At 34.1% G+C, this 22,062-nt stretch carries 26 protein-coding genes and 1 tRNA gene; 15 read left to right on the top strand and 12 right to left on the bottom strand.

Annotation, left to right across the window (positions count from 1 at the left end; translation table 11 throughout):
• The first annotated feature begins 195 nt into the window (after positions 1–195).
• The 7 genes from ACT9TX_RS10545 (at position 196) to ACT9TX_RS10515 (ending at position 5,390) form a co-directional block, all read left to right on the top strand.
• Complete coding sequence (locus tag ACT9TX_RS10545) at positions 196–495, top strand: hypothetical protein (protein WP_481338250.1); 300 nt, start codon at positions 196–198, stop codon at positions 493–495.
• Between the two features lie 113 nt (positions 496–608).
• Complete coding sequence (locus tag ACT9TX_RS10540; RefSeq protein ID WP_481338249.1) at positions 609–1,037, top strand: hypothetical protein; 429 nt, start codon at positions 609–611, stop codon at positions 1,035–1,037.
• A 408-nt stretch (positions 1,038–1,445) separates the two neighbouring features.
• Entirely contained in the window at positions 1,446–2,525 is a 1,080-nt protein-coding gene (locus ACT9TX_RS10535) for a site-specific integrase (RefSeq protein ID WP_481338248.1), read from the top strand.
• Between the two features lie 267 nt (positions 2,526–2,792).
• Positions 2,793–3,404: a hypothetical protein gene (locus tag ACT9TX_RS10530; protein ID WP_481338247.1), complete on the top strand. Its 612-nt coding sequence runs from the start codon at positions 2,793–2,795 to the stop codon at positions 3,402–3,404.
• 5 nt (positions 3,405–3,409) lie between these two features.
• Positions 3,410–3,814, top strand: a complete 405-nt coding sequence (locus ACT9TX_RS10525) for a hypothetical protein (protein ID WP_481338246.1) — start codon at positions 3,410–3,412, stop codon at positions 3,812–3,814.
• Positions 3,815–4,022: 208 nt separating this feature from the next.
• Positions 4,023–4,376, top strand: a complete 354-nt coding sequence (locus ACT9TX_RS10520; protein ID WP_481338245.1) for a hypothetical protein — start codon at positions 4,023–4,025, stop codon at positions 4,374–4,376.
• A 57-nt stretch (positions 4,377–4,433) separates the two neighbouring features.
• Positions 4,434–5,390, top strand: a complete 957-nt coding sequence (locus ACT9TX_RS10515; protein WP_481338244.1) for a hypothetical protein — start codon at positions 4,434–4,436, stop codon at positions 5,388–5,390.
• Between the two features lie 77 nt (positions 5,391–5,467).
• Here the strand turns inward: ACT9TX_RS10515 and ACT9TX_RS10510 are convergent, their stop codons facing one another.
• Positions 5,468–5,944: a hypothetical protein gene (locus tag ACT9TX_RS10510; protein WP_481338243.1), complete on the bottom strand. Its 477-nt coding sequence runs from the start codon at positions 5,942–5,944 to the stop codon at positions 5,468–5,470.
• A 34-nt stretch (positions 5,945–5,978) separates the two neighbouring features.
• Entirely contained in the window at positions 5,979–6,422 is a 444-nt protein-coding gene (locus ACT9TX_RS10505; RefSeq protein WP_481338242.1) for a hypothetical protein, read from the bottom strand.
• 59 nt (positions 6,423–6,481) lie between these two features.
• On the opposite strand from ACT9TX_RS10505, the gene ACT9TX_RS10500 reads away from it, so the two are divergent.
• Both ACT9TX_RS10500 and ACT9TX_RS10495 read left to right on the top strand, forming a co-directional pair.
• Positions 6,482–6,727, top strand: coding sequence for a helix-turn-helix transcriptional regulator (locus ACT9TX_RS10500; protein WP_481338241.1), 246 nt, complete (start codon positions 6,482–6,484; stop codon positions 6,725–6,727).
• 63 nt (positions 6,728–6,790) lie between these two features.
• Entirely contained in the window at positions 6,791–7,045 is a 255-nt protein-coding gene (locus ACT9TX_RS10495; RefSeq protein WP_481338240.1) for a hypothetical protein, read from the top strand.
• A 287-nt stretch (positions 7,046–7,332) separates the two neighbouring features.
• On the opposite strand, the gene ACT9TX_RS10490 is transcribed toward ACT9TX_RS10495, so the two are convergent.
• Together ACT9TX_RS10490 and ACT9TX_RS10485 are read right to left on the bottom strand one after the other, a co-directional pair.
• Positions 7,333–7,416 (bottom strand) — tRNA-Leu (locus tag ACT9TX_RS10490).
• Positions 7,417–7,454: 38 nt separating this feature from the next.
• Positions 7,455–7,964: an iron-sulfur cluster co-chaperone HscB C-terminal domain-containing protein gene (locus tag ACT9TX_RS10485; protein WP_481338239.1), complete on the bottom strand. Its 510-nt coding sequence runs from the start codon at positions 7,962–7,964 to the stop codon at positions 7,455–7,457.
• Between the two features lie 395 nt (positions 7,965–8,359).
• On the opposite strand from ACT9TX_RS10485, the gene dnaK reads away from it, so the two are divergent.
• From dnaK to ACT9TX_RS10470, 3 genes are all read left to right on the top strand, one after another.
• Complete coding sequence (dnaK, locus tag ACT9TX_RS10480; protein WP_481338238.1) at positions 8,360–10,261, top strand: molecular chaperone DnaK; 1,902 nt, start codon at positions 8,360–8,362, stop codon at positions 10,259–10,261.
• Between the two features lie 33 nt (positions 10,262–10,294).
• A complete protein-coding gene (locus tag ACT9TX_RS10475) occupies positions 10,295–10,627 on the top strand; it encodes a hypothetical protein (protein WP_481338237.1) in 333 nt (110 codons plus the stop codon).
• 119 nt (positions 10,628–10,746) lie between these two features.
• Complete coding sequence (locus ACT9TX_RS10470) at positions 10,747–11,667, top strand: hypothetical protein (RefSeq protein WP_481338236.1); 921 nt, start codon at positions 10,747–10,749, stop codon at positions 11,665–11,667.
• Positions 11,668–11,735: 68 nt separating this feature from the next.
• Here ACT9TX_RS10470 and ACT9TX_RS10465 read toward each other — a convergent pair whose 3' ends face one another.
• On the bottom strand, positions 11,736–12,563 hold the full coding sequence (locus ACT9TX_RS10465; protein ID WP_481338235.1) for a hypothetical protein: 828 nt from the start codon (positions 12,561–12,563) through the stop codon (positions 11,736–11,738).
• Positions 12,564–12,606: 43 nt separating this feature from the next.
• Here ACT9TX_RS10465 and ACT9TX_RS10460 point away from each other — a divergent pair, with 43 nt between their 5' ends.
• The gene (locus tag ACT9TX_RS10460; protein WP_481338234.1) at positions 12,607–13,011 is read left to right on the top strand and encodes an OsmC family protein; all 405 of its coding nucleotides are present in this window, start codon (positions 12,607–12,609) and stop codon (positions 13,009–13,011) included.
• A gap of 78 nt (positions 13,012–13,089) precedes the next feature.
• On the opposite strand, the gene ACT9TX_RS10455 is transcribed toward ACT9TX_RS10460, so the two are convergent.
• The 6 genes from ACT9TX_RS10455 to ACT9TX_RS10430 all read right to left on the bottom strand — a co-directional run bounded on the left by ACT9TX_RS10455 (position 13,090) and on the right by ACT9TX_RS10430 (position 17,720).
• On the bottom strand, positions 13,090–14,358 hold the full coding sequence (locus tag ACT9TX_RS10455) for a DUF2851 family protein (RefSeq protein WP_481338233.1): 1,269 nt from the start codon (positions 14,356–14,358) through the stop codon (positions 13,090–13,092).
• A gap of 60 nt (positions 14,359–14,418) precedes the next feature.
• Positions 14,419–15,006 (bottom strand): Maf family nucleotide pyrophosphatase, encoded by a 588-nt coding sequence (locus tag ACT9TX_RS10450; RefSeq protein WP_481338232.1) that lies wholly within the window; start codon positions 15,004–15,006, stop codon positions 14,419–14,421.
• A 10-nt stretch (positions 15,007–15,016) separates the two neighbouring features.
• On the bottom strand, positions 15,017–15,937 hold the full coding sequence (locus ACT9TX_RS10445) for a geranylgeranylglycerol-phosphate geranylgeranyltransferase (RefSeq protein WP_481338231.1): 921 nt from the start codon (positions 15,935–15,937) through the stop codon (positions 15,017–15,019).
• A gap of 77 nt (positions 15,938–16,014) precedes the next feature.
• Positions 16,015–16,254 carry a Fe-S cluster assembly protein IscX gene (gene iscX, locus ACT9TX_RS10440; protein WP_481338230.1) on the bottom strand — a complete coding sequence of 80 codons (240 nt, stop codon included), beginning with the start codon at positions 16,252–16,254 and terminating at the stop codon, positions 16,015–16,017.
• 41 nt (positions 16,255–16,295) lie between these two features.
• Complete coding sequence (locus ACT9TX_RS10435) at positions 16,296–16,637, bottom strand: 2Fe-2S iron-sulfur cluster-binding protein (protein ID WP_481338229.1); 342 nt, start codon at positions 16,635–16,637, stop codon at positions 16,296–16,298.
• A 327-nt stretch (positions 16,638–16,964) separates the two neighbouring features.
• On the bottom strand, positions 16,965–17,720 hold the full coding sequence (locus ACT9TX_RS10430) for a Rossmann-like and DUF2520 domain-containing protein (protein WP_481338228.1): 756 nt from the start codon (positions 17,718–17,720) through the stop codon (positions 16,965–16,967).
• A gap of 46 nt (positions 17,721–17,766) precedes the next feature.
• On the opposite strand from ACT9TX_RS10430, the gene ACT9TX_RS10425 reads away from it, so the two are divergent.
• A complete protein-coding gene (locus ACT9TX_RS10425) occupies positions 17,767–18,618 on the top strand; it encodes an alpha/beta hydrolase (RefSeq protein ID WP_481338227.1) in 852 nt (283 codons plus the stop codon).
• A gap of 51 nt (positions 18,619–18,669) precedes the next feature.
• Here the strand turns inward: ACT9TX_RS10425 and ACT9TX_RS10420 are convergent, their stop codons facing one another.
• On the bottom strand, positions 18,670–19,182 hold the full coding sequence (locus tag ACT9TX_RS10420; protein WP_481338226.1) for a hypothetical protein: 513 nt from the start codon (positions 19,180–19,182) through the stop codon (positions 18,670–18,672).
• 311 nt (positions 19,183–19,493) lie between these two features.
• Here ACT9TX_RS10420 and topA point away from each other — a divergent pair, with 311 nt between their 5' ends.
• Positions 19,494–22,040 carry a type I DNA topoisomerase gene (topA, locus tag ACT9TX_RS10415; protein WP_481338225.1) on the top strand — a complete coding sequence of 849 codons (2,547 nt, stop codon included), beginning with the start codon at positions 19,494–19,496 and terminating at the stop codon, positions 22,038–22,040.
• Positions 22,041–22,062 lie beyond the last annotated feature (22 nt).

The raw sequence follows: 22,062 nt of genomic DNA, 5'->3' as shown, positions 1-22,062 counted from the left end.
TTCCCCCTGAAAATAGCATTATTCCTGTTTGCTTTACAGCTAAAGAAAATTAACTAGCAACTTGAGTTAATTATAGATAAAGGAATAAATTACGGAAAAATTTTATTCTAAAGGCAAGTGGCAATTATTCCAATAAAAATATCGTTGATAAGCTTTGAGCAAAAGGTGTGCGATTAACAAAACAACTTTAGGCAATTGATTGCAAATGTGTTTTATCTTGGGTATGTTACAAGGAAATTATTAGATGGGCAATTGGTGAAGGGTAATCACCCTGCCCTCATCGATATGCCAACATTTATGAAGGCAAATGACATGTTGAAGCTAGCCCCTACTGTGGGCATGGCAAAGGTGTTTAGGCAAGATGAAGTACCTTCAAAAGTTTTTGCAAAGGATGAAGTGAGTGGTTTGTCTTTGACTGGTTATAAAACAAAAGGCATTTGGTACTACAAAACCAAAAAAAGCGATACACCTCTGAATACTAGGCATAAAAGTTAAATGGCATCTTTACCGACTTTTAGAAGGATTTGAATAAAACAAGGCTTTAAAGGTGGCATTGAAAAAGAACTGTTGGCTCATGTTAAAAAAAATTGTATGAACCTGTTGATGAAATGAAACTTTTTAAAAAGAAAATAACGGAAAAGGAAAACCAGATTACGGCTGTTGAAGAGAAGTATTTAATGGATAATATTGGCCAGGAAACGTATAAAAAATTTATCCAGAAATACAAAGCCGAATTACAGGCATTGAAACAAGAATTACCTCAGAACGGAATTAGCGGTTCGAACCACGAAAAAGCAGTTGAAAAATGTTTATCAATCGCCCAGGTTATAAGTCAGACATGGGTTACAGCCTCTTACGAAGAGAAACAAAAACTACAACATCTTGTCTTCCCTGAAGGAATTATGTATAGTAAAGAAAATGGGGCAGTTCGAACTTTAAAAATCAATAGTCTATTCGCAGCAATCCCAATAATAGCAAGGGATACAGAAGAAAATAAAAATGGCGATTCATTGAGGAATCGCCATCAATCTAGCTAAGTGCCCAGAACAAAAACCAAACCCACTGAAATTTGAGTTAAAATCTCAACTTCAAATCAGTAAAAGTTGCTCGAAAAGCCCTTTTAAATTACTTCCCCTTGACACTGTTTTCCTCAAAACCGTTTCTATTTCGTTTCTCCTTTCAGGTTAATTCCTCTCTTAAGAGCAACTATTAAATGTTTAAAGTGCAAACACAAAACCACCACTTTATTGTTAAGAAATTGTTAAAATAATTGAAGGTTAAAAAAATTAATAATCTATTCGTTATCATTTATTTATACTAAGTATTTATAAGTAAACTAAGAGAAACTATTAAATTTTAACACCTAAAACACATTTTTTCAAAGTGCAAGTTTTGTTTGCCAGTTATTATACAAAGGAATCAAGAAAATAGAAAAAAAGAGAAAAATGCCAGCAAAGCTTAGAGAAAAAAAATGTAAAGATGGATACTCTAGTTTATTCATTGATGTTCATCAGAATGGAAAAAGAAAGAGTATCTTTTTAAATCTAAAAATTAAAACAAAGCCTAGCACTCCAATAGAACGAAATCAAAAAAAGGAAGCTCTTGTATTTGCAACTCAAATTTTACGTAAAACAGAACTCGAACTAGTTAGTAATCAATTTGACATATCATTGATATCAAACAAGTCTATCGATTTCATCAATTTTTTAAAAAACTATATAGAAGAAAATAAAGCTAGAATTCATTACAATGGATACATGGCAGCTTTAAAGATGCTAGGAAAATTTACTCGCAGGGATTATTTATACTGTCATGAAATAAACGAGGTTTTTATTCAAAAATTTGCTAACTACTTAGAAGCAAATCTTACTGGTTTAACACCTGCAACTTACTACAAGAAAATCAGGAAGTTAATTAGAGCGGCAAAAGCAGAGAAGCTATTAAATTTTGATTTTTCAACCCCGATAAAGATTCAGCAATCAACGAATGGACAAAAAGATGTACTTACTATCGATGAAATAATTACACTGATAGAAACACATTGTGGTAATGATAATGTCAAAAGAGCATTTCTGCTTTCAACATTAACTGGATTAAGATTTTGCGACTTAGTTGCCTTGAAATGGCGGCATGTAAAAGGCGATAGAATTGTAATTACACAGCAAAAAACTAAAGTACCAGTTTGTGTTATTTTAAATCAAGATGCAAAAATATTTTTAGGTAAGCAAGGTGAACCTAACGAATACGTGTTTAATCTGCCATCTCACACAGGAGGCTTAAAAAGCCTAAGATTATGGATCAAGAATGCAGGAATAGATAAGCATATCACTTGGCATTCAGGGAGACACTCCTTCGGCACTAATCTAATCGAAAACGGTGTAGACATTTTTGCTGTATCCAAACTATTAGGGCATACATCAGTAAAGTACACCACAATTTACACGAGATATTCAGAAAAAATGGGGCAAGCTGCAATTCAGAAACTTCCACAATTATTCAACAATAAAAACAAAAACAATGACTAAACAAAACGAAGGATTTATTCAGATTCTAAGTCAAATCAGAGACGCTCTAAACTTTAATAAAACGATATGGACTGTAGCCGATTTAAGCAGTTATACAGGCTATTCCCATTCTTACATCTACAAACTATGTTTTTATAATTCTATCCCCTATTGCAAAGCTCCAGGAGGTAGTAAATTATTTTTCAAAAGGGATGAGATTCTAAAGTAGCTAACAACTGTAGAATTTAACAACCACTTAATTATTCAGAAAAATTTAAAAATCACAAAATGAGCTTTATAATAATTATCAAGCTAGATAATGCACAGAAAATTTCGGAAAAACTATTGCTTTTGAAAATTGGGGCATTTAACTATAAAAACAATTGTTTAATCGGAAATTTAGACGACCTAAAATTTCAAATCTTAGGTAATCAATTAAAGATAGAAAAAAGAAGTGAAAATAGAATAAACAAGAAAGAAATTCAAGTAGACCAAATTTCAACTTTTATAAATATCACAGAGTTTTTTACTAGTAAAACGGATATTGATTTAAGGAAACAAGCCATAAGCTACTTAAAAATGGGAATTTCTATAGAACAATTGCCTAAATCAATAAAATCCATCAATACTGTTATTTCAAATTTCAGTATTTCAACTGAAAACAGAAATAGGGGAAAAAGGCTTAGTTCAAGTAATGTAAACTTATCAATTCGGACAACTAAAAAAAGTAAACAAATTAATTGTTCTGCTGGGGTATTTTATCCTAAAAAAGGGCAAAATAGGATTTCCTTAAAGGTAGAAGATTTAAATAATCTTGGTACACAAAAAGAAATCAAAAACTTATTTGAAGCTCAGTTTAAAAGGGTTGAAAGCATTTTAGAAATTCAAAACGTCAAATAAATTTCATGAAACACTTCTTTAACCACTATTACCAGTTTTCAGAAAATAGAGTGCACAAAAACTTACTTTATCTTACTTGTAAATATGGCTATTACTCTTGTTTTGAAAACGAAACAATTTCAGACCTTATAGACAATATCAAAATTTCAAACCTAGAAATTTACCACTTCGTAGATGGAAAAACAAAAATTACAAATCCATTTTTCAATGAAACAACTGGTTATTGTGAAGCAGCTAATACTAACGATACCATAGTCGTAGTATTCAATTCAAAATACAAAACCGTAGAGTTTTTTATTGCAGACAGCTCTAGGGCTGAAACGGGTGCTTTTATTCCCTTTTTAACCACAAAAGAGGAATTACAAACAGCGATGAATTTAATGAGGCAAAAGGCATTCTCAATGTCCTAATTCTTCATTTTGTTTTTCTTAAGTTAACACAAGTGAAATTGATTCTTACCCAAACAAAAAGTAAAAAGCGAAGTCCAAAGTTACGGCACAAAAAAAATCTCTGAACAGATAAGACAACCAGTAAAATTTAAACTCAAACAAATCAATTATGAAAAATTTATTCAAATACTATTGCTTACTAACACCGAGATTAGACAATCCTAATTTCATGGATCCAATTAAAAAATGTGGTTCTTTCAAAGGGCTTGAAGAAAGAAGAGCCTTAACAAAATTTGTAACATTTCAACAACAGAACCTATATCTATTGCATTTTGAAGATAATAATTTCAGCTTGATTAATCCATTTTTAAGCGAAGAAATTAGGCTAAGCCGAATAAACGAAAACAATGCAGTAATTACAGTTCTTGATAGACGGAAAAAGACAGTAGAAATATTTATTTGCGATACAGACTTAATGGACTCTCTTACAATTTTCAACCTTTATAAATCAGGCAAATTGGATAAAGAAGCAGATAAAATGCGAGATAGCGCAATTGTTTTATCAAATGTAAAATCCAATTAGCCTCTTATTAAGAGAGAATAGTTACAATAATAGTTATAACCTAATCAATAGAATTATATGTACGATAATATAAAGTTTAAAGTAGAGGATAATACAGAAGTTTTCAAGAGAGTTCTATCAGCATTATTTAGTTCCCAACATTTCAAACCTAAATTTCACAGGAAGCAGTATTTACTAGGAGAATATAAAAATTTCGAAGTTTACAAGAAAGGTCAAGTATTAATCTTCACTGGAAGCTTAACGAAATTAATAGAAGGAGACAACTGCACAAATACTACAAAAAACAGAATAATCAGGGCGATTTCAGCCCTTCAAAGCGAGTTGCTCTTACCAAGTAATACAAAGGTATTTTCCTTGGAATTCGGGTACAATTTGTCGGTCGAAAAATCACCACGTAAATACATAAAATTGTTCGAGTATGCTATGAACTATTCAAAGTGGGTAGACGAACGACCTGGAATGGTTGTTTTTTGTCAAGACCTTAAAAAACTTCGTTTTTACAATAAAGAGAGAGATTATTGTGCAAGTATTAGGTATGTAGAATTAAGCAAAGTTTGTCAACTAAATCTGCTTCGTTACGAGGTAGTAATTAATCAACCGAAAAAAGTATTAAACCTTACTCAAGATTTAACTCTAGTAGACCTTTATTCTGATAAAATAATTAATCAACTAGATAAATTTTGGTTCACCGAATTTCAAGGAATCGTCTTTAATACAAATTTACGTTACGACTACCCTATTACTACAGAAAATCATTTTTGCAAACACATAATGCTTCAGGGTATTCAAAAAATGGGCGGTCTAATCAATGTTATTAAAATTATAGATAGTCTAGATTTTAAAAATCATATCAGCCAGTACAGAAGTAGATTAAAGAAAAAAATGCTTGTAATTTCAGGGGATGGTGCATTTTCAAAAAAACACAACCTAATTGAAGAATTAAATAACAAAGTTTTTTTACAGCACTTTATAAATACTTCTAGTTTTCGCAAAAAAAATGTATTTCAGGCTTAAATCAAGAAGATTAGTTGAGAAACTATAAAAGGTGTGTTAAGAAATATTTTCGGGAAATCAGAAAAGATAAAAGCTATTTAATCAACTTGGGAAATAATTTTACTTTTAATACGCCTATAATCTTCTTCGGTTAAATGCCCTTCACTTTTGAGTTTACTTAATTTTTCAAGTTCATGTAAAACACTAAGTTGCGGACTTGTATAGTTCGTTTTAGATTGTTCATCATTTTGTAAATGTTCCAATATTTGCTTTTCAAAAATAGCCCTCTTTTTAGATAGTAATGCAATAACTAAAGCTACTAAAGGTCCTAAGAAAAAAAATATTAGAGGGTTTATTTCATGATCCTTCATAAGCTGATTTAAGGAACTAAAATTTTCAGAAGAGTGTTCTTGATAGTAAATCCTCTGTCTTACTGTTTCGTAGATAAATCCGCCAATTGTAGCAACGATAGAGATTACTGAGGTTCCCCAAAACCCTAGTTTTCTCGTATATCCATACCATCCCACTATACAGCTTAATAAAACAATTGAAACTAATGCAATTAATAATTCCATAAAAAGAAGAGCTTATGTTTAAAAAATCGTTGTACTATTTTAAATCCTTTTTTTTATTTGCTTCCGCCTGCATCATTAGATTAAAAAAATCATATTTCATTTCATTACATTCCCAACCATTATCTGTGTTAATAAAAACTGCTGTTCCAGATTTTATAGTATACTCAAAATCACTAGCTTTTAAAAAAGCCCCCATCACAGTTACCCTTTTATCAGGCATATCATAATCACGAATAACTTTAAATTTTGCTGTAAACATCAAAACATAAATCTTATATCCATCAGTATTTTTTTCAATACCATTGATTTTCTGAAAATTTAGAACTTCAATATCATTACCAGCTTTCTTAAAGTCTTCAATCAAAAAATTAGTTGCCTTAGCTTCAATTTCAGTTGTTTTATCAAAGTACTTACAACTTATTGAAGCTATTAATCCAAGAAAAATTAAAATCAACGTAACGTTTTTCAAATCTTCCATAAATGCTAAGTTATTGCTTAGCACAAAGTAAGTGGTTATTCAATTGATTGCAAATAATTATGGACAAAAAATTAAAGTCCGATATAGAATTGTTTGTAATTAGGAAAGTCAAAGAAAAAAGACTTGAACTAAACTTGTCTCAAGAAGATGTAGCCTCTATCTTGGATACTGCTCGTGGCTTTATTGGTCAAGTAGAAAGTCATAAATATCCTGCAAAATATAATCTAAATCACCTCTACAAGTTAGCATTAGAATTTGGCTGTTCGATGAAAGATTTCTTCCCTGAAAAAAATTTTATTAAATAACAAAAGATAAAAATTCGTTTATTTATCTTCACTGAAATTTTTAAAAGAAAAAACCCAATTATTATGAGACCAGAAGACGTAAATCCTGGAAACTTCACTGTGGAACGTATTATTTTCAATGATACAAACTTTTCTATCGCAATAGGGATTTGGAATGAAGATGAAACCCGCCGTGTTGCGATGCGCTGGAATGGAAATCTAGAAGATCCACAGGATAAAGGATATCCAAGTGTTTTTCAACATCCAATGTGGTTCCAACTTCCAGAGGATATTTCAGGTGTACTAGCTGCTCTGAACGAAAATTTCAGACAGATGTAATATTAAATTGTAAAACTAATAATCTAAAAATGGGTAATTAAGCCTATGCAAAAACCGATCCATCCAGAGCAATCTTATTGATATAAATTTCAATAATTAACTTATTCAGAACTCGTATTTGTAGAAAATATTCACAAATTCTATATAGCTCAAAAAATTCATAAAAAGTTTTGTCGAGGTATCCGAAATGCACTTATTTAGCTCAACCGTTTCTAAAACGTTTCTTTATGAACAAAAAAAAATCCCACAATCTTAACGATTGCAGGACTTCAACCTCTAAGGTTAAGTGCCCAGAACAGGAATCGAACCTGCACATCCTTGCGAACGGCAGATTTTGAGTCTGCTGCGTCTACCAATTCCGCCATCTGGGCTACTACTCATTGTGAATTGGGTTGCAAATATAGGGGCATCACTTTAAACTAGCCAAAATACGTGACAAATATTTTTTCTTTAAGTAATAGTCTTTTACTTGCAACAACTCTTCTTGGGTAGAAACACCGTCTTTAAAATGCTCTATAATGCCTTTAATATTTTCATACAATTGAATTTCTAAGTTTGAGATTTGAGATTTGATGTTTGAAACTGCGGTTTCGTCTGCTTCCATTTTAGCATCCATTAAAGCTTCATTTAATTCCATCATTTCCATTAAAAAGTCTGGTGAAAGTTTGTACTTTTCTTCGTCTTCGAACAAACCTTTTAAATGTAACACATATTTCAACGTTTCCTCTTTATTGCTAAATACTTTAAAGGCTTTATTCAATAAGGATGATTTTTCTAAAGCTTCTTCTTGCTCAGCTTCTGTGGCTTGCGAAAAAAAATCAGGATGATATTTACGGCTGAGTTCGTAGAATTTGGCTTTTACAACGGCTGCATCTACTTGTAAGCTTATTGGTATGTTGAATAATTCGAAATAGGTCATAATAGTCAATACTCAATAGTCAATAGTCAATAGTCAATAGTCAATAGTCAATAGTCAATAGTCAATAGTCAATAACTTAAATACGTTTAAGATTATTGAATTAGCAAAAGTAAATGTGTTTGCGAAAGTTGTCATCACAAAATCTTCGTAATCCTTCAAACCCGATAGATATCGGGTCTACGTTCAGACAGAAATACGCTTCGAGCAACGCTGATAAATGTGACAATAGTTGCAGTAGGTACTTCATATAATTCAGCATAAACTTGCAACAACTGCCGATTAAAGGACAAAAGTTCGTTTCATAAAAACCTATAACATGCTGAGGCTGCCAATTTTGCACTTAAAAATGCCGTGGCATAATGATTGACTTATCGGATTTCGTAAAAATACATATTATGGGCAAAATTATTGGTATAGACTTAGGAACAACGAACAGTTGCGTTTCTGTAATGGAAGGTAACGAACCTGTTGTAATAGCTAACGAGGAAGGACGTAGAACCACCCCTTCTATTGTTGGTTTTTTGAAAAATGGTGAGCGTAAAGTAGGTGATGCTGCTAAACGTCAAGCTATTACAAACCCTCAAAACACCATTGCGTCTGTAAAGCGTTTTATGGGTAGAAGATTTGATGAGGTGACAGAAGAAATAAGCCACTGGGGTTATAAAGTAGTAAAAGGTGACAATAATACCGTTCGTGTAGATATTGATGGCAGATTGTATACACCTCAAGAAATTTCTGCGATGGTGTTGCAGAAAATGAAAAAAACTGCTGAAGATTATTTAGGCACTGAAGTAACAGATGCGGTAATTACTGTACCTGCTTACTTTAACGATGCGCAACGTCAGGCTACTAAAGAAGCTGGTGAAATTGCTGGTTTAAATGTAAAACGTATTGTAAACGAGCCTACTGCAGCTGCATTGGCTTATGGTTTAGATAAAAAACACGTAGATCAGAAAATTGCTGTATTTGACCTTGGTGGTGGTACATTCGATATTTCTGTACTTGAATTGGGTGACGGTGTATTTGAAGTAAAATCTACAAATGGTGATACACACTTAGGTGGTGATGACTTTGATAAAGTAATTATGGATTGGTTGGCAGACGAGTTTAAAGCTGATGAGGCGATAGACTTACGCAAAGATCCTATGGCTTTACAACGCTTAAAAGAAGCTTCTGAAAAAGCAAAAGTTGAATTGAGTGCTTCTACAGAAACTGAAATTAACTTACCATACATTACCGCTGTTGACGGTGTACCTAAACACTTGGTGAAAAAATTAAGCCGTGCAAAATTTGAAGCTTTGGCAGATAATTTATTTGCTCGTTGCTTAAAACCATGTGAAGCTGCATTGAAAGATGCTGGTTACAGTATTTCACAAATTGACGAAGTAATATTGGTTGGTGGTAGTACACGTATACCTAAAGTACAAGAAATTGTAGAAAAATTCTTTGGTAAAAAACCAAATAAAGGTGTAAACCCTGATGAAGTGGTAGCTATTGGTGCTGCTATTCAAGGTGGTGTATTAACAGGTGAAGTAAAAGATGTATTGTTATTAGACGTTACACCTTTAAGCCTTGGTATTGAAACAATGGGTGGTGTAATGACTACCATGATTGCTAGCAATACAACAATCCCTACTAAGAAAACTGAAGTTTACTCAACTGCAAGCGATAACCAACCTGGTGTACAAATTCATGTGTTGCAAGGTGAGCGTCCTTTGGCTTCGCAAAATAAGAGCCTTGGTATGTTTAACTTAGATGGTATACCACCTGCACCAAGAGGCGTACCTCAAATTGAAGTAACGTTCGATATAGATGCGAATGGTATGCTACACGTAAGTGCAAAAGATAAAGGTACTGGTAAAGAACAAAACATACGCATTGAAGCTGGTAGCGGTTTAAGCAAAGAAGAAGTTGAAAAAATGAAAGCTGAAGCGAAAGCTAACGAAGCTGCTGATAAAGAAGCTCGTGAGAGAATTGAGAAAATCAATCAGGCTGACAGTTTAATTTTCCAAACTGAAAAACAATTTAAAGAGTACGCTGACAAAATACCGGCTGATAAAAAAGCACCAATTGAGGCTGCACTTGAAAAATTGAAAGAAGCACACAAAAACCAAGACATCGCCTCTATAGATACAGCAATGGCAGAATTAAACACTGCTTGGACTGCTGCAAGCGAAGACATCTACAAAGCGCAAGCTGATGGCGCTGCTGCTGCACAAGAGCCTGCTGGCCAAGGTGCAAGTGCACAAGCTGCAAGCGATACTGTTGAAGATGCACAGTTTGAAGAAGTAAAATAGACCACTGATTTTTTAGTGATTTAAATGATACGAATGATAAAGCCCTTGCAGAAATGCAGGGGCTTTTTTGTAGAAAAATATTTCTTACATTTGAAGAAAGAATTGGTTATGACAGTTACACAAAGTCTAAAAATTTACGAGATACTTAATAAGCATTTTAAAAATGAAGAAGATGCCAAGACTGTGATACAACAAATAGAGGAAATTGTGGAAGCAAAGGTCGAAAACAAAAAAGACATACTGTTAACCAAGGAGGACAAAATTGACTTAATTGGCAGGATAAATAAAAGTAAGCTAGAAACCATTATCTGGATTGTTGGTATTGGTGTATTGCAGTTTGTACTAAGCTATTTGATGAAGAAGTAATCACTGATTTTTTAGTGATTTAAATGATACTAATGATGAAGCCCTTGCAGAGATGCAGGGGCTTTTTTTGTGGTATTGAATTATTATGATACTTTTAAACCATTAATTAATTTATACGAATGAGCAGAATATTTATTTCATTACTCTTTATAAGTTATACTAACTCTTATAGCCAAAGCAAAGTTGATTTAGAACAAATTGGGTTGAATATTTGGGAAATGAAACCTAAAGGCCATGTAAAATTTGTTACTTGTTCACAAAAGTCCAGTAAAAATGTTGCAAAAGAAATGCGATCTAAATTTACAATGACAGCATATTTTGATACGAACGGAAGAATTATAAAATACACAAATAACAGCGAAATGGCATCGAAAAAAAGCCAAAACTTTCTAAAAGAATTTCATTATAATATTAACAGCAAAATATCTTCTATTACAACAAATTACATTCTGCAAAAAAGTATTGTAAGAACAGAATGGAATTATGATACAATAAACAATAGGTATGAAAAAACAACATTTATCCCTAATAATATCACTAAAGAAATCGTTTCATTTTCAAAAGACAGTAACACAACAACAACCATTGTTCACCAAGAAAAAAGCGATGATATAAAAATTGAAACCTTTGTGAATGGTAATACAAAGACAACAAATACTTTTTTTGCAGATGGCAAGTTAATGTTTAAATCTACTCAGGTAAAAATAGATTCAACTATAAATTCAACAAATTTCTCTTACAACAAAAACGGAGAAATTTGGCAAGAATTCAAATCTACTTCAACACCCACTCTAGTTAAATCAGAATCAATAATAAAATATGAGAGTGGCAAGAAAAGAAAATACGTAACAACAAGCAAATACAATATTTATGGGGATGAAATTGAAATACTACAAGAAGAATATTATGATAATTCCATAAAATATACTTCTTCAAAATACGATTATAAGTACGATACAAAAGGAAATTACACCTACAAAGCATGTTTTGTAAACGAACTACTAATGTGGGAAATAAAGAGGATAATTGAGTATTATTAATATACATTTACCCAAAACAAAAAAAGCGCACCAAACTGGTACGCTTCTTTAAAACTATCTTTTAACAACTATTTTCTTCTACCAAAATGCAAGGCAATATAACCGTTGAAGAAAAACTTCTTTTGGTCGTTTACACCAACTAAAATAGGCATTGCTTGACTATAAAATTCAGCATTTACACCTACTTCTAAAGCACTAATGGTTTCGTTGAATCTACCATAATCAAAGCGTAGCGCTAGCCTTGCTGTTGCACCTGGTATAAATTTTATTTCGCCAATGCCTTTACCAAAACCGCTACCACCAATAATGGCTGTTGGGTCTAAGAAGGTGTTTTTGGTAGAATCTGTGTATCTAATATCTTTTGTACCTGTACCCTGTGCTGAATTATCGGGCACTTGTACATAATATGGTTTTAGCATACCTAGGCTTAAACCACCACCATAAATGGCAGAAACTGCAACACCATTTTTACTACCCTTTGAACCCAACATTTTTTGCTGACCAAAACCTAAACGCAAGTAGTAGAAATTATTTTGCTTGCCATACACATACGAGTTACCAAAGAAAACAACGGTACCGCCACCGCCTGTAAATGTGTTGCTTTGCTTGTATTGTTTGGGGTCTTTACGTTCGCCAAGCGATAACCACCAAAGGTTGGTTTTCTTAATGGTTTTATACTTACCATGCTCGTAAGTAAAGCCAAAACCATCACTATTAAAGTTTAAGCCAAAACTGCTTTGCTTTTGAAATACCAAAGCACCTTCTTCTTGCTTAATTAATTGTTCAACTTTCGCCTTTTTTTCAGCCGCTTTTTGCTTTTTTGCCTGTGCCTTATTTTGCTGTGCTGTTACTAAAAACGGCAAACAGATCATGGTCATTACAATTATCTTCTTCACGTGCATATATTTGTGTTTGTAAATTTATATAAAATCTAGTCAAATGACATCAACCGTAATTTATAAAGGTGCGTTAAGAACAGAGATGACACACCTACAGAGTACTTCAGTGATAGAAAACGATGCCCCGACCGATAATATGGGTAAAGGCGAACGTTTTAGTCCTACTGATATGGTAGCTACTGCTTTAGGTAGTTGTATGCTTACTACTATGGGTATTAAAGCCAATACCATGGATATTGACCTAACTGACTCAAAGGTAGAAATTACTAAAATCATGAAGCCAGATCCTCGTAGAATTGGTGGCATAAAAGCACATGTAACCATGTCTAAAACATTGAATTTAGACGACAAAACCAAGGAAATATTAGAACGTGTAGCTCGTACTTGCCCTGTAGAAAGAAGTTTACACCCTGATATGGAATTAGATATCACTTTTGAATGGTAGTATTAAATGGCTGAAATGCTAAATTGTTGTATTGTTAGCAGTCTAACAATTAATGCTTCAAACCGTTTAATTATTATTCTACATTTTAAAAATTCGATTGCCAACAGCACATTCTAAACAGCGTTTTTGGGTGCAATAATTATTTGTTAATTCTATTAAAGCTTGGCTATCAAAAGCCGAAACAATGGCAACACTTGTCTGTTGCCATTGTTTTATAATAGTATTCGTCTCTCTTTTTACAGCCATCAACCACTTGATGGCTTTTTCTTTAATAGCTTCATCTTGCATGTGTAAGCCATAGGCAAATAACACAGGAATAACGGTGTTAATGAGTAAATTATCTATGGTAGAACTGCCTAGCTTTTTCTCTAAAAATTCGCTTTCGGTATCAAATTGATAATGCGTATGCCAATAATCATTAGCAGTTACTTCAAACAGTTGCTTTACCGCAGCAATGTCATTTTGTTCTTTAATTTTTGAGAATAAATGCACAGAATTAACAATCAACATAGCCAACTGCGCCAAACGAATGGTAGGAAAATTGGCAGGCCGCATTCTTAAAAAATTAGGCTGGATGAGTACAGGTAGCAGCTGGTATTTCTTTTGCAAAAACCGATATTCTTTTTGTAGTAAAATAGCATAATCGTCTAAATAAGAATCATTTAGCAAATTCGCCTGCCCTAGTAGCATCGCTTCTATCTGATGTATCTGATTTTTATGTTTTGCCAAAATATTTACCGAAATAGTTTCTGCCATCGCTTCAAATAATTCAGCGTTTACTTTTATGCCAAAATTGCCCGCAATCATTATCCAAAATACTTCTTCCCAATGTTGCTTGCTGGCTTCTAAATAAGCCAATACTTTCTTGGATTTACGTTCAAGCCGTTCAGCCACCAATCGTTCTTTCCACGCATGCCAACCAAGTTCACTTAAAGTTGGCGTCGTAATGCTATGGCAAGGAATATTTGAAGCCTGCATCAGTTGCGTATATCGCTCTAGTAATACTTTTGGTACTCTATCATGCAATACCAACGTAGGCAGTGGCGTGCCATTTTCTGTAACAATAGGTGCATCATTTTCCCATACCACATGCAGCACCACATTGTTATATTGTACGTCTGTTTGGTGACGATGTTTGTGCCAATCAGATGCTTTTACGTGGAGTTCTATATTGCCAGCAAAACGAATGTTACTTATTTGAATGTTTGCGTCTAAAAAATCCGGCCCTTGGTTAAGATTGTGCTTACCAGATGTAGTGATAGCAAGGCTTTCACCGCTTGTAGTAGTTAATTCTTGACGGTTATAATATTGAAATTGCCAGATAAATTGCAGTAGTTTCTCATTCATATACAATAGCTTAAGCCAGTAAATATTTAGCTAAAACTAATGAAAATATAAACTACTATATCAATTTTCTAGTAATTGCAATTGTTGCACTACCCTACTTACAGGTAAGCCCATTACGTTGTAAAAATCGCCTTCAATGGCTTTAATGCCTACTACACCTATCCAATCCTGAATACCATAAGCACCGGCTTTATCATATGGTTGGTATTTGTCTATATAAAACTCAATTAGTTCTTGTGTGAGTTTGTGAAACCAAACTTTAGTAATATCGGCAAATGCAACTTCTTTTTGGCCATGCAATATCACCACACCAGTAATTACACGGTGCTCTTTGCCTGATAAGCTTGTAAGTGTTGCTATTGCTTCTTGTCTGTTAGCAGGCTTTCCTATAATTGTTTCGCCCAAAACAACCACTGTATCAGCAGCAATAATGATTTGCTTTTGATGTTCTGAATGGTGAGCCGATTGGGCAAATGCTTTTACTGCTAATGCTTTTTCCCTAGCAATAAACACAGGTACTTCCTCAGCTACTAAATCTGATGGGTAAGATTCATCCGTAGCTTTTACAATCACCTCAAAATTTATTTCGGCCCATTCTAGCAATTGTTTTCTACGTGGCGATTGTGATGCAAGTATAATAGACGACATAAAAACAGAATTACAAGTATAGTTTAAATAACCCCATAGATAAAACGCCCGTAAGCATTACCCATTTAATGGCAGAACTTAATTTGTGAAAATCTTCAGGTGCTTGGGCAGAAAATAACTGCTTAAAAATCCAGATAATTGGTAGTAGAACCAGTAATAAGCCATAAGCAATTGGCCACCACCAATGTAATCTTACAGCGTAAACTTGAACGGTAATTAACAAAGCTATAAGCACCGTTAACCATACAGCCACAAACACTTTTGATGGATTAATGCCCCATGATATTGGCATGGTTTTGCAGCCATATTTTCTATCACCTTCTACATCTTCCATGTCTTTAATAATTTCTCGTATTAAATTGATAATGAAAGAAAAAGCTACGAAAATGAGTGCGGTATTAAATAGAATATCGAAGTTTTTACCGCTAATAATTTTGTACAGCAACATACTTCTAAAATCGAAGTAAGCTGTAATGGCAACAATCCAAGTTAAATAAATGGCTACCAATACATTACCAATCAGAAACTTCTTTTTAAATGTAGCAGAGTAAGCAAATAAAACAACGACAGAAGCAAAAGCCAATAGGCAATTTTCTATGTTTACTTTGGCACAAAAAGCAATACCAATAACACTTAGCCCAATATGTAAAAACAACGCCCAACGCCTTGAAATAAAGCGATTGATAATTACCTTTTGAGGTTTGTTTATTTGGTCAATATTAAGGTCGAAATAATCATTAATGATATATCCTGCGGCAGAAATACAAGCGTATGCAGCTAATAAAAATAAAAAATGCTGATGTGCCTTTGCAATATCTATTGGTTGGTATAATGGGTACTTAATGCAATAAAAAAACAAGCATTGGGTTAATGCTATGATGAGCACGTTGCCCCAACGAATTAGCTTTAGAAAGGCATTAATTTTTGTCACGAATGTTTATTTGAAGCAATTTACTATTTGCATAGATACACTTACTGCTTTATGCAATAAGTTCATGTTATCATTGCTTATTTCTGGTTATCACGCCACTCGTACACCCATTGGCTTTGAATCATTTCTAAATGCCCCTCTGTACTTTGCTCTTTTGTGCCTTCAAAGTTGGGTATTTGTAAAATCCATTCTAGTAAGTCTGTAAAACGGATACGATAAATTTTACTTTCACCGAAGTCGTCACCAAATTTTTCGTACAATTTCATTGCAATATCTTCATGGTCGTTCCAGTGTATTGGTGGTTCAAAGTGGCTCATATATTAGTTTGTAGTTTAAAATTTGTAGTAAATACAATTATTTACTCCCCTAAAAATTGTGTTTGGTCTGGTAAGGTAATATTGATTTCTCCGCCAGCGCTTTCGTGTAAAACACATTGACAACCAAGGCGGCTCGTTAAACGCGGATTTACAGCTCTATCAATAAAATCTTCTTCTTTATCAGATAATTCTTCAATAAACTGCTCACCTTTCTCTACGTACAAATGGCAAGTGCTGCAAGCACATACACCACCGCAATTGTGGTGAAGTTCAATTTTATTGTCTAATAACACTTCTAATAAACTTTCACCAAACCCAATATTAGTCAACGTTTGTGGCTGTTTACCTTTCTCTTCAAATTGAATATTAATCGTGTACATCATTTTTGTTTTGGCTTGCAAAAGTATCTGAATCAAGTGTATAATAAAAGTCTATAAAAGTCGGAATGAGAAATTTTTTAATCACCTCAACCTTAATTTTAGCTTAAAATTTAAATTTCTTTTTACAATTCAAAAAAGATATCTACTTTGCGCCAACGTTTGCGTAACAATAGGATAACATTGAATTGCAAATGAGTGCTAATTAGACCTCTAAGGTTGCTACATATGAAGACTATGAGTCTATCAAAAACAAGGATAGACATTTAATATTTTGTTTTTTTGGTTGCTTGCTTATAAATAATCCCCGATTGGTTCTCCTCTTGGGGCTTTTTATTTCTTGGATATTCCCTTAGAAAAAACTTGGTAAAATTGTTGCAATTCTGGATAGTCATTCAGCAATGCCAAATGCTTTTCAATAGTTTCAAAATCACCTCTTATTGCAGGGCCTGTTTGCACATCTTTGGGTGCATGATTTGCCAAGCGTAAAACAGTTTCGTTAATTAAAGGCAATAATAGCTGAAAGTCTAAGTTTTCTTTTTTGTAAAAATCATCTGCTAAGGCAAACAAATGGTTGGTAAAATTTGATACAACAACTGCACCTAAATGCAACTTAATTCTTGCTTCATCATTTGCTACAAAGTATTTATTAGATAATGTTTTAGCAAATGCTTGCAAACTATCTACTACAAAATCACTATTACCATCAATAATAAAAGGTATTTCAGGCAAATAATCAGTCTCTTTACGCAAAGTTTGCAATGGCCACATCACACCATAATTACTACTCGCTTTTTGCAAAACTTGTTTGCTTAGCGAGCCTGCTGTATGAATCAGTAATTTATCTTGTAAAAACAATTCATTAACCAATTCAGCCACAGCATCATCAACTACTGCAATAATGTAAATACTAGCATCAAGTTGAATGTTTGCAATATTCGTACAGCTTTCAGCCTGCACAAGTGCGGCGAGTTGCATTGCTTTTTCTGTATCTCTACCCACAATTTGTTTAATGCGGTGCCCTTTTTCATACATCAATTTGCATAAAACTGTTGCCACATTACCTGTACCAATCATCACAACGTTCATATATTTGAATTTAAAACACCAAAGTGTAACAACTTAAAACGGGTAAATGAAGTTAGCTCAATCAATAGCCATCAACTATTACAAAACAAAGATTACAACATTAGCGCTTATATCACCAAGAAAAGCGGCTGAATATGCGTTTAAAATTTTCTGTACACCTTACAGCGGCAAACCTGTAAGGCCAGAACCAACCACTTTTCAAGAAGCTGAAAAAATTAGTTTTCAGTTTGAAGGCTTAACGCTGCGTGGTTGGCATTGGCAGCCTAAAGAGCCAAACGGCAAAAAAATATTAATCAATCATGGCTTCGATAGTTTTAGCTATCGCTTTGAAAAATACATTCATCCATTACTAAAAGCTGGCTTTGAAGTTTTTGCTTACGATGCGCCTGGCCATGGTATTAGCGATGGTAAAACCATAAATGCTTTGTACTACAGCCAGTCAATGATTGAGTTTAACAAAACATTCGGCCCTTTGTACGGTATTATGGCACACAGTATTGGAGGCTTGGCAGCCTCATTGGCGGCAGAACATTTACCTAATCTAGAGAAACTTGTTTTAATTGCACCAGCCGTTGAAACCACAACAGCTATCAATGGGTTTATCAAATTCTTGCATCTTGGCAATGATATCAAACAAGCGTTGACAGATTATATTGTTGATTTTTCAAAGCAACCCATTAGCTATTTTGCCACAAGTACGGCGGTACAAAAGTTTAATACGCCCACACTTTGGCTACACGATACAGAAGACGCTATTTGTACTTTTGACGATGTAAAACCAGTACAAGCACTCAATTTGCCACATGTTGAGTTTTACATAACTACAGGCTTAGGTCATAGTAAAATTTACAGAGAAGGCAAAACGGTAAAAACAATCATCAACTTCTTTAAAAAATAAAAATGGCGGCCTTAAGGCCGCCATTCATTTTATATGTAGAGTGATAATAGTTTAAAATCTCACACCTAAATTAATACCTACTGCAACTCTTGGTCTTACAGGTTGCGCCACATACACAGGTCTTGGTGCAGGTCTGTAGCAATCAATGTGTGTACGATTGTAAGCCCAAATATCTTCATTATCGTTGCAATACACTTCTTGATAGCTTTGGCCTAAATACACATCTCTAGGCAAAGTATTTACAGTTACCCAAGCACCATTTCTAGAATAGTAATAGTTGTGTGCAACTGGGTTAAAGTACACATTGGCTTGAGGATAATAATAAAAGCCTCTGCGAACAGGCGCTCTATTTACATACCTGTTATCTCTATAATAGTCACGTCTGTCATCTCTTCTATCATCTCTGTAATCATCACGTCTATCTCTTCTATCGTCGCGTCTATCATCTCTATAATCTCGTCTGTCATTGTCTCTTCTATCACGCTCATAACCGCGTTGAGCATTTACTTGTAACGAAGAAAAAATAACGGTTACTAAAGCGGCAAGTGTAATCATCTTTTTCATGGTATAACGTTTTAGTTACTTACTATAATTCCAAAGGCGTGCCAAAAAATAAAATTCTAAAACCTATACATTTTCTTAACATTTTTTGTGTTTTCGACTATTGAACTAATATTGCACCAACCTGAGTATAGATTTGCACCTAATTAGCTAAGCAAGTAGAAAAGCATTTTTTGTAGCCAGCAGTTGAATGTCTATTGAACTTCAGTTGAGAGTTTATACTGAATAAAATGAAGTACCGACTGCAACAAATTCAACCTTTCTCAGCTTATACCAATAATTTCGCAAGTCACATAAATCAAGGTTCAGACATTATGAGCAAGAATTTATTAATTGTAGAGTCGCCTGCAAAGGCAAAAACCATAGAAAAAATCTTAGGTAACGACTTTGATGTACGTAGCTGCTACGGTCACATTCGCGACCTTGAAAAAGATGATATGGGTATTGATTTAAACAATCATTATCTACCTCGCTACAAAGTGCCTGAAGACAAACTAAAAGTCGTTAGCGAATTAAAAAGCCTTGCAAAAAAATCAAAAGAGGTTTGGCTTGCATCCGATGAAGACCGCGAAGGTGAAAGTATTAGCTGGCATTTAGCGGAAGTTTTAGGCCTCGATCCAAAAGAAACAAAACGTATTGTGTTTCACGAAATTACTGCACCGGCTATTAAAAAAGCAGTTGCCAATCCACGTAAAATAAACATGGATTTGGTAAATGCACAGCAAGCTCGTCGTGTATTAGATAGATTGGTGGGTTTTGAATTAAGCCCTGTTTTATGGAAAAAAGTACAACCAAGTTTAAGTGCTGGCCGTGTACAAAGCGTGGCGGTACGTTTAATTGTAGATAGAGAAAGAGAAATCAACCATTTTGCGCCAGAAAGTAGCTATAAAGTTGAAGCTTTTTTTGCCGCTAAAGACATTAACAACAAGCCTGTAACGTTTAAAGCAGAAGGCCCATCTAAGGTGGCAACTTTGCAAAATGCGCAGCAGTTTTTAAATACTTGTATTAACGCCAATTATACCGTTGCTAGCATTGAGGTAAAACCTGCAAAACGTACACCAGCAGCGCCTTTCACCACTTCTACCCTACAGCAAGAAGCTTCTAGAAAGCTAGGCTATGGTGTAAGTAAAACCATGCTAATTGCACAGAAATTGTACGAGCATGGTCACATCACTTATATGCGTACCGATAGCTTTAATTTAAGCGATACCGCATTAGCAGATATTAGTAAAGAAATCAACACTGCCTTTGGTAATAAATACCATCAGCCACGCAAGTTTAAAAATAAAAACGAAAGCGCTCAAGAAGCCCACGAAGCCATTCGTCCTACGTACATGAGCCACCACACAGTAGCTGACGAAGATGGTAGACGCTTGTACGAGTTAATTTGGAAACGTACCATCGCTTCTCAAATGAGTGATGCTGAATTTGAAAAAACAACTGCTAAAATCAATATTTCTACCAATAAAGAACAGCTTGCTGCAACTGGTGAAGTAATGAAGTTTGATGGCTTCTTAAAAGTGTATTTAGAAGGCCGTGACGATGAAGATGAAGAAGATACAGAAGGCATGCTGCCACCTTTAAATATTGGTCAAGTGCTTGACTTTAAAGAGATGACGGCTACTGAGAAATTTACAAGAGCAGCAGCAAGATATACAGAGGCTTCTTTGGTAAAAAAGATGGAAGAATTAGGCATTGGTCGTCCTTCTACTTATGCACCAACTATTACAACCATTATTAAAAGAAATTACGTTGAAAAACGTGATAAAGATGGTGTAAAAAGGCAGGTAAATGTGTTGCGCCTAACAGCCAAAAACGAGATTGAAAAATCGATGTTGATGGAAAATACTGGTGCAGAAAAAGCCAAGTTATTTCCTACAGATTTAGGCTTGGTAGTTACTGACTTTTTAAACCAACATTTTAAAAAAGTAATGGATTTTAGCTTCACCGCTAAAATTGAAGAAGAATTTGACCAAATAGCCGAAGGCAAAATTATTTGGAGCAACATGATTGATGGTTTTTATAAACCATTTCATACCAATATTGAAAATACACTTGAAACCGCTGAAAGAGCCAAAGGCGAACGAGAACTAGGTTTTGTAGCAGAAACTGGTAAGAAAGTAATTGCAAGAATGGGTAGATACGGCCCAATGGTACAAATAGGTGATACAACTGACGAAAACGAAAAACCACGTTTTGCCAAGTTAAAATCTAACCAAAGTATTGAAACCATTACTATGGAACAAGCCATGGAATTATTTCAATTGCCACGCTCTTTGGGTGAATACAATGGTGAAGAATTAATTGTAAATGCAGGAAGATTTGGCCCATACATCAAGTATAAAGACCAATTTATTTCTTTGGCTAAAACAGATGAGCCGCTTGAAATAGATATGGATAGAGCGCTTGAATTGATTAATCAAAAGCAAGCCGCAGATGCAGCAATAGGCCATTATGAAGAAAAACCTGTAACCAAAGGCAAAGGGCGCTTTGGGCCATTTATAAAATGGGATGATTTGTACATAAACATACCAAAAGGTTTTGATTACGATAATTTAACCCAAGCAGATATTAATACGTTAATTGAGAAAAAATTAGAGAAAGAAGCCAACCGTTACATACAACAATGGCCTGCTGAAAAAATTACGATTGAAAATGGTAGATGGGGGCCATTTGTACGTTTTGGCAAAAAAATGCTGAAGCTAACAGGTAAAAAATATACTGCTGAAGAAGCCGCAACATTGCCACTAGAAAGTGTAAAGGCAATGATTGAAGCGCAAGTACCAGGTGCATTTGCAAAGAAAGCCGCACCAGCTAAAAAGGCTGCCCCTAAAAAGAAAGCTGCGGTAAAAAAGAAATAAAGCCGAACCAATAATTCTATAA

It is taken from the genome of Parasediminibacterium sp. HNIBRBA5674 (assembly GCF_056745525.1).
Note: the sequence above shows the minus strand (reverse complement) of the source record. Positions and strands in the feature narration are given on the sequence as shown.

What these genes read in the sequence shown, in the direction of transcription:
- ACT9TX_RS10540 (WP_481338249.1), top strand. Translation starts at nt 609, where the DNA reads ATGAAACTTTTTAAAAAGAAAATAACGGAAAAGGAAAACCAGATTACG.
- ACT9TX_RS10535 (WP_481338248.1), top strand. Translation starts at nt 1,446, where the DNA reads ATGCCAGCAAAGCTTAGAGAAAAAAAATGTAAAGATGGATACTCTAGT.
- ACT9TX_RS10530 (WP_481338247.1), top strand. Translation starts at nt 2,793, where the DNA reads ATGAGCTTTATAATAATTATCAAGCTAGATAATGCACAGAAAATTTCG.
- ACT9TX_RS10525 (WP_481338246.1), top strand. Translation starts at nt 3,410, where the DNA reads ATGAAACACTTCTTTAACCACTATTACCAGTTTTCAGAAAATAGAGTG.
- ACT9TX_RS10520 (WP_481338245.1), top strand. Translation starts at nt 4,023, where the DNA reads ATGGATCCAATTAAAAAATGTGGTTCTTTCAAAGGGCTTGAAGAAAGA.
- ACT9TX_RS10515 (WP_481338244.1), top strand. Translation starts at nt 4,434, where the DNA reads ATGTACGATAATATAAAGTTTAAAGTAGAGGATAATACAGAAGTTTTC.
- ACT9TX_RS10510 (WP_481338243.1), bottom strand. Translation starts at nt 5,944, where the DNA reads ATGGAATTATTAATTGCATTAGTTTCAATTGTTTTATTAAGCTGTATA.
- ACT9TX_RS10505 (WP_481338242.1), bottom strand. Translation starts at nt 6,422, where the DNA reads ATGGAAGATTTGAAAAACGTTACGTTGATTTTAATTTTTCTTGGATTA.
- ACT9TX_RS10500 (WP_481338241.1), top strand. Translation starts at nt 6,482, where the DNA reads ATGGACAAAAAATTAAAGTCCGATATAGAATTGTTTGTAATTAGGAAA.
- ACT9TX_RS10495 (WP_481338240.1), top strand. Translation starts at nt 6,791, where the DNA reads ATGAGACCAGAAGACGTAAATCCTGGAAACTTCACTGTGGAACGTATT.
- ACT9TX_RS10485 (WP_481338239.1), bottom strand. Translation starts at nt 7,964, where the DNA reads ATGACCTATTTCGAATTATTCAACATACCAATAAGCTTACAAGTAGAT.
- dnaK (WP_481338238.1), top strand. Translation starts at nt 8,360, where the DNA reads ATGGGCAAAATTATTGGTATAGACTTAGGAACAACGAACAGTTGCGTT.
- ACT9TX_RS10475 (WP_481338237.1), top strand. Translation starts at nt 10,295, where the DNA reads ATGATAAAGCCCTTGCAGAAATGCAGGGGCTTTTTTGTAGAAAAATAT.
- ACT9TX_RS10470 (WP_481338236.1), top strand. Translation starts at nt 10,747, where the DNA reads ATGAGCAGAATATTTATTTCATTACTCTTTATAAGTTATACTAACTCT.
- ACT9TX_RS10460 (WP_481338234.1), top strand. Translation starts at nt 12,607, where the DNA reads ATGACATCAACCGTAATTTATAAAGGTGCGTTAAGAACAGAGATGACA.
- ACT9TX_RS10455 (WP_481338233.1), bottom strand. Translation starts at nt 14,358, where the DNA reads ATGAATGAGAAACTACTGCAATTTATCTGGCAATTTCAATATTATAAC.
- ACT9TX_RS10450 (WP_481338232.1), bottom strand. Translation starts at nt 15,006, where the DNA reads ATGTCGTCTATTATACTTGCATCACAATCGCCACGTAGAAAACAATTG.
- iscX (WP_481338230.1), bottom strand. Translation starts at nt 16,254, where the DNA reads ATGAGCCACTTTGAACCACCAATACACTGGAACGACCATGAAGATATT.
- ACT9TX_RS10435 (WP_481338229.1), bottom strand. Translation starts at nt 16,637, where the DNA reads ATGATGTACACGATTAATATTCAATTTGAAGAGAAAGGTAAACAGCCA.
- ACT9TX_RS10430 (WP_481338228.1), bottom strand. Translation starts at nt 17,720, where the DNA reads ATGAACGTTGTGATGATTGGTACAGGTAATGTGGCAACAGTTTTATGC.
- ACT9TX_RS10425 (WP_481338227.1), top strand. Translation starts at nt 17,767, where the DNA reads ATGAAGTTAGCTCAATCAATAGCCATCAACTATTACAAAACAAAGATT.
- ACT9TX_RS10420 (WP_481338226.1), bottom strand. Translation starts at nt 19,182, where the DNA reads ATGAAAAAGATGATTACACTTGCCGCTTTAGTAACCGTTATTTTTTCT.
- topA (WP_481338225.1), top strand. Translation starts at nt 19,494, where the DNA reads ATGAGCAAGAATTTATTAATTGTAGAGTCGCCTGCAAAGGCAAAAACC.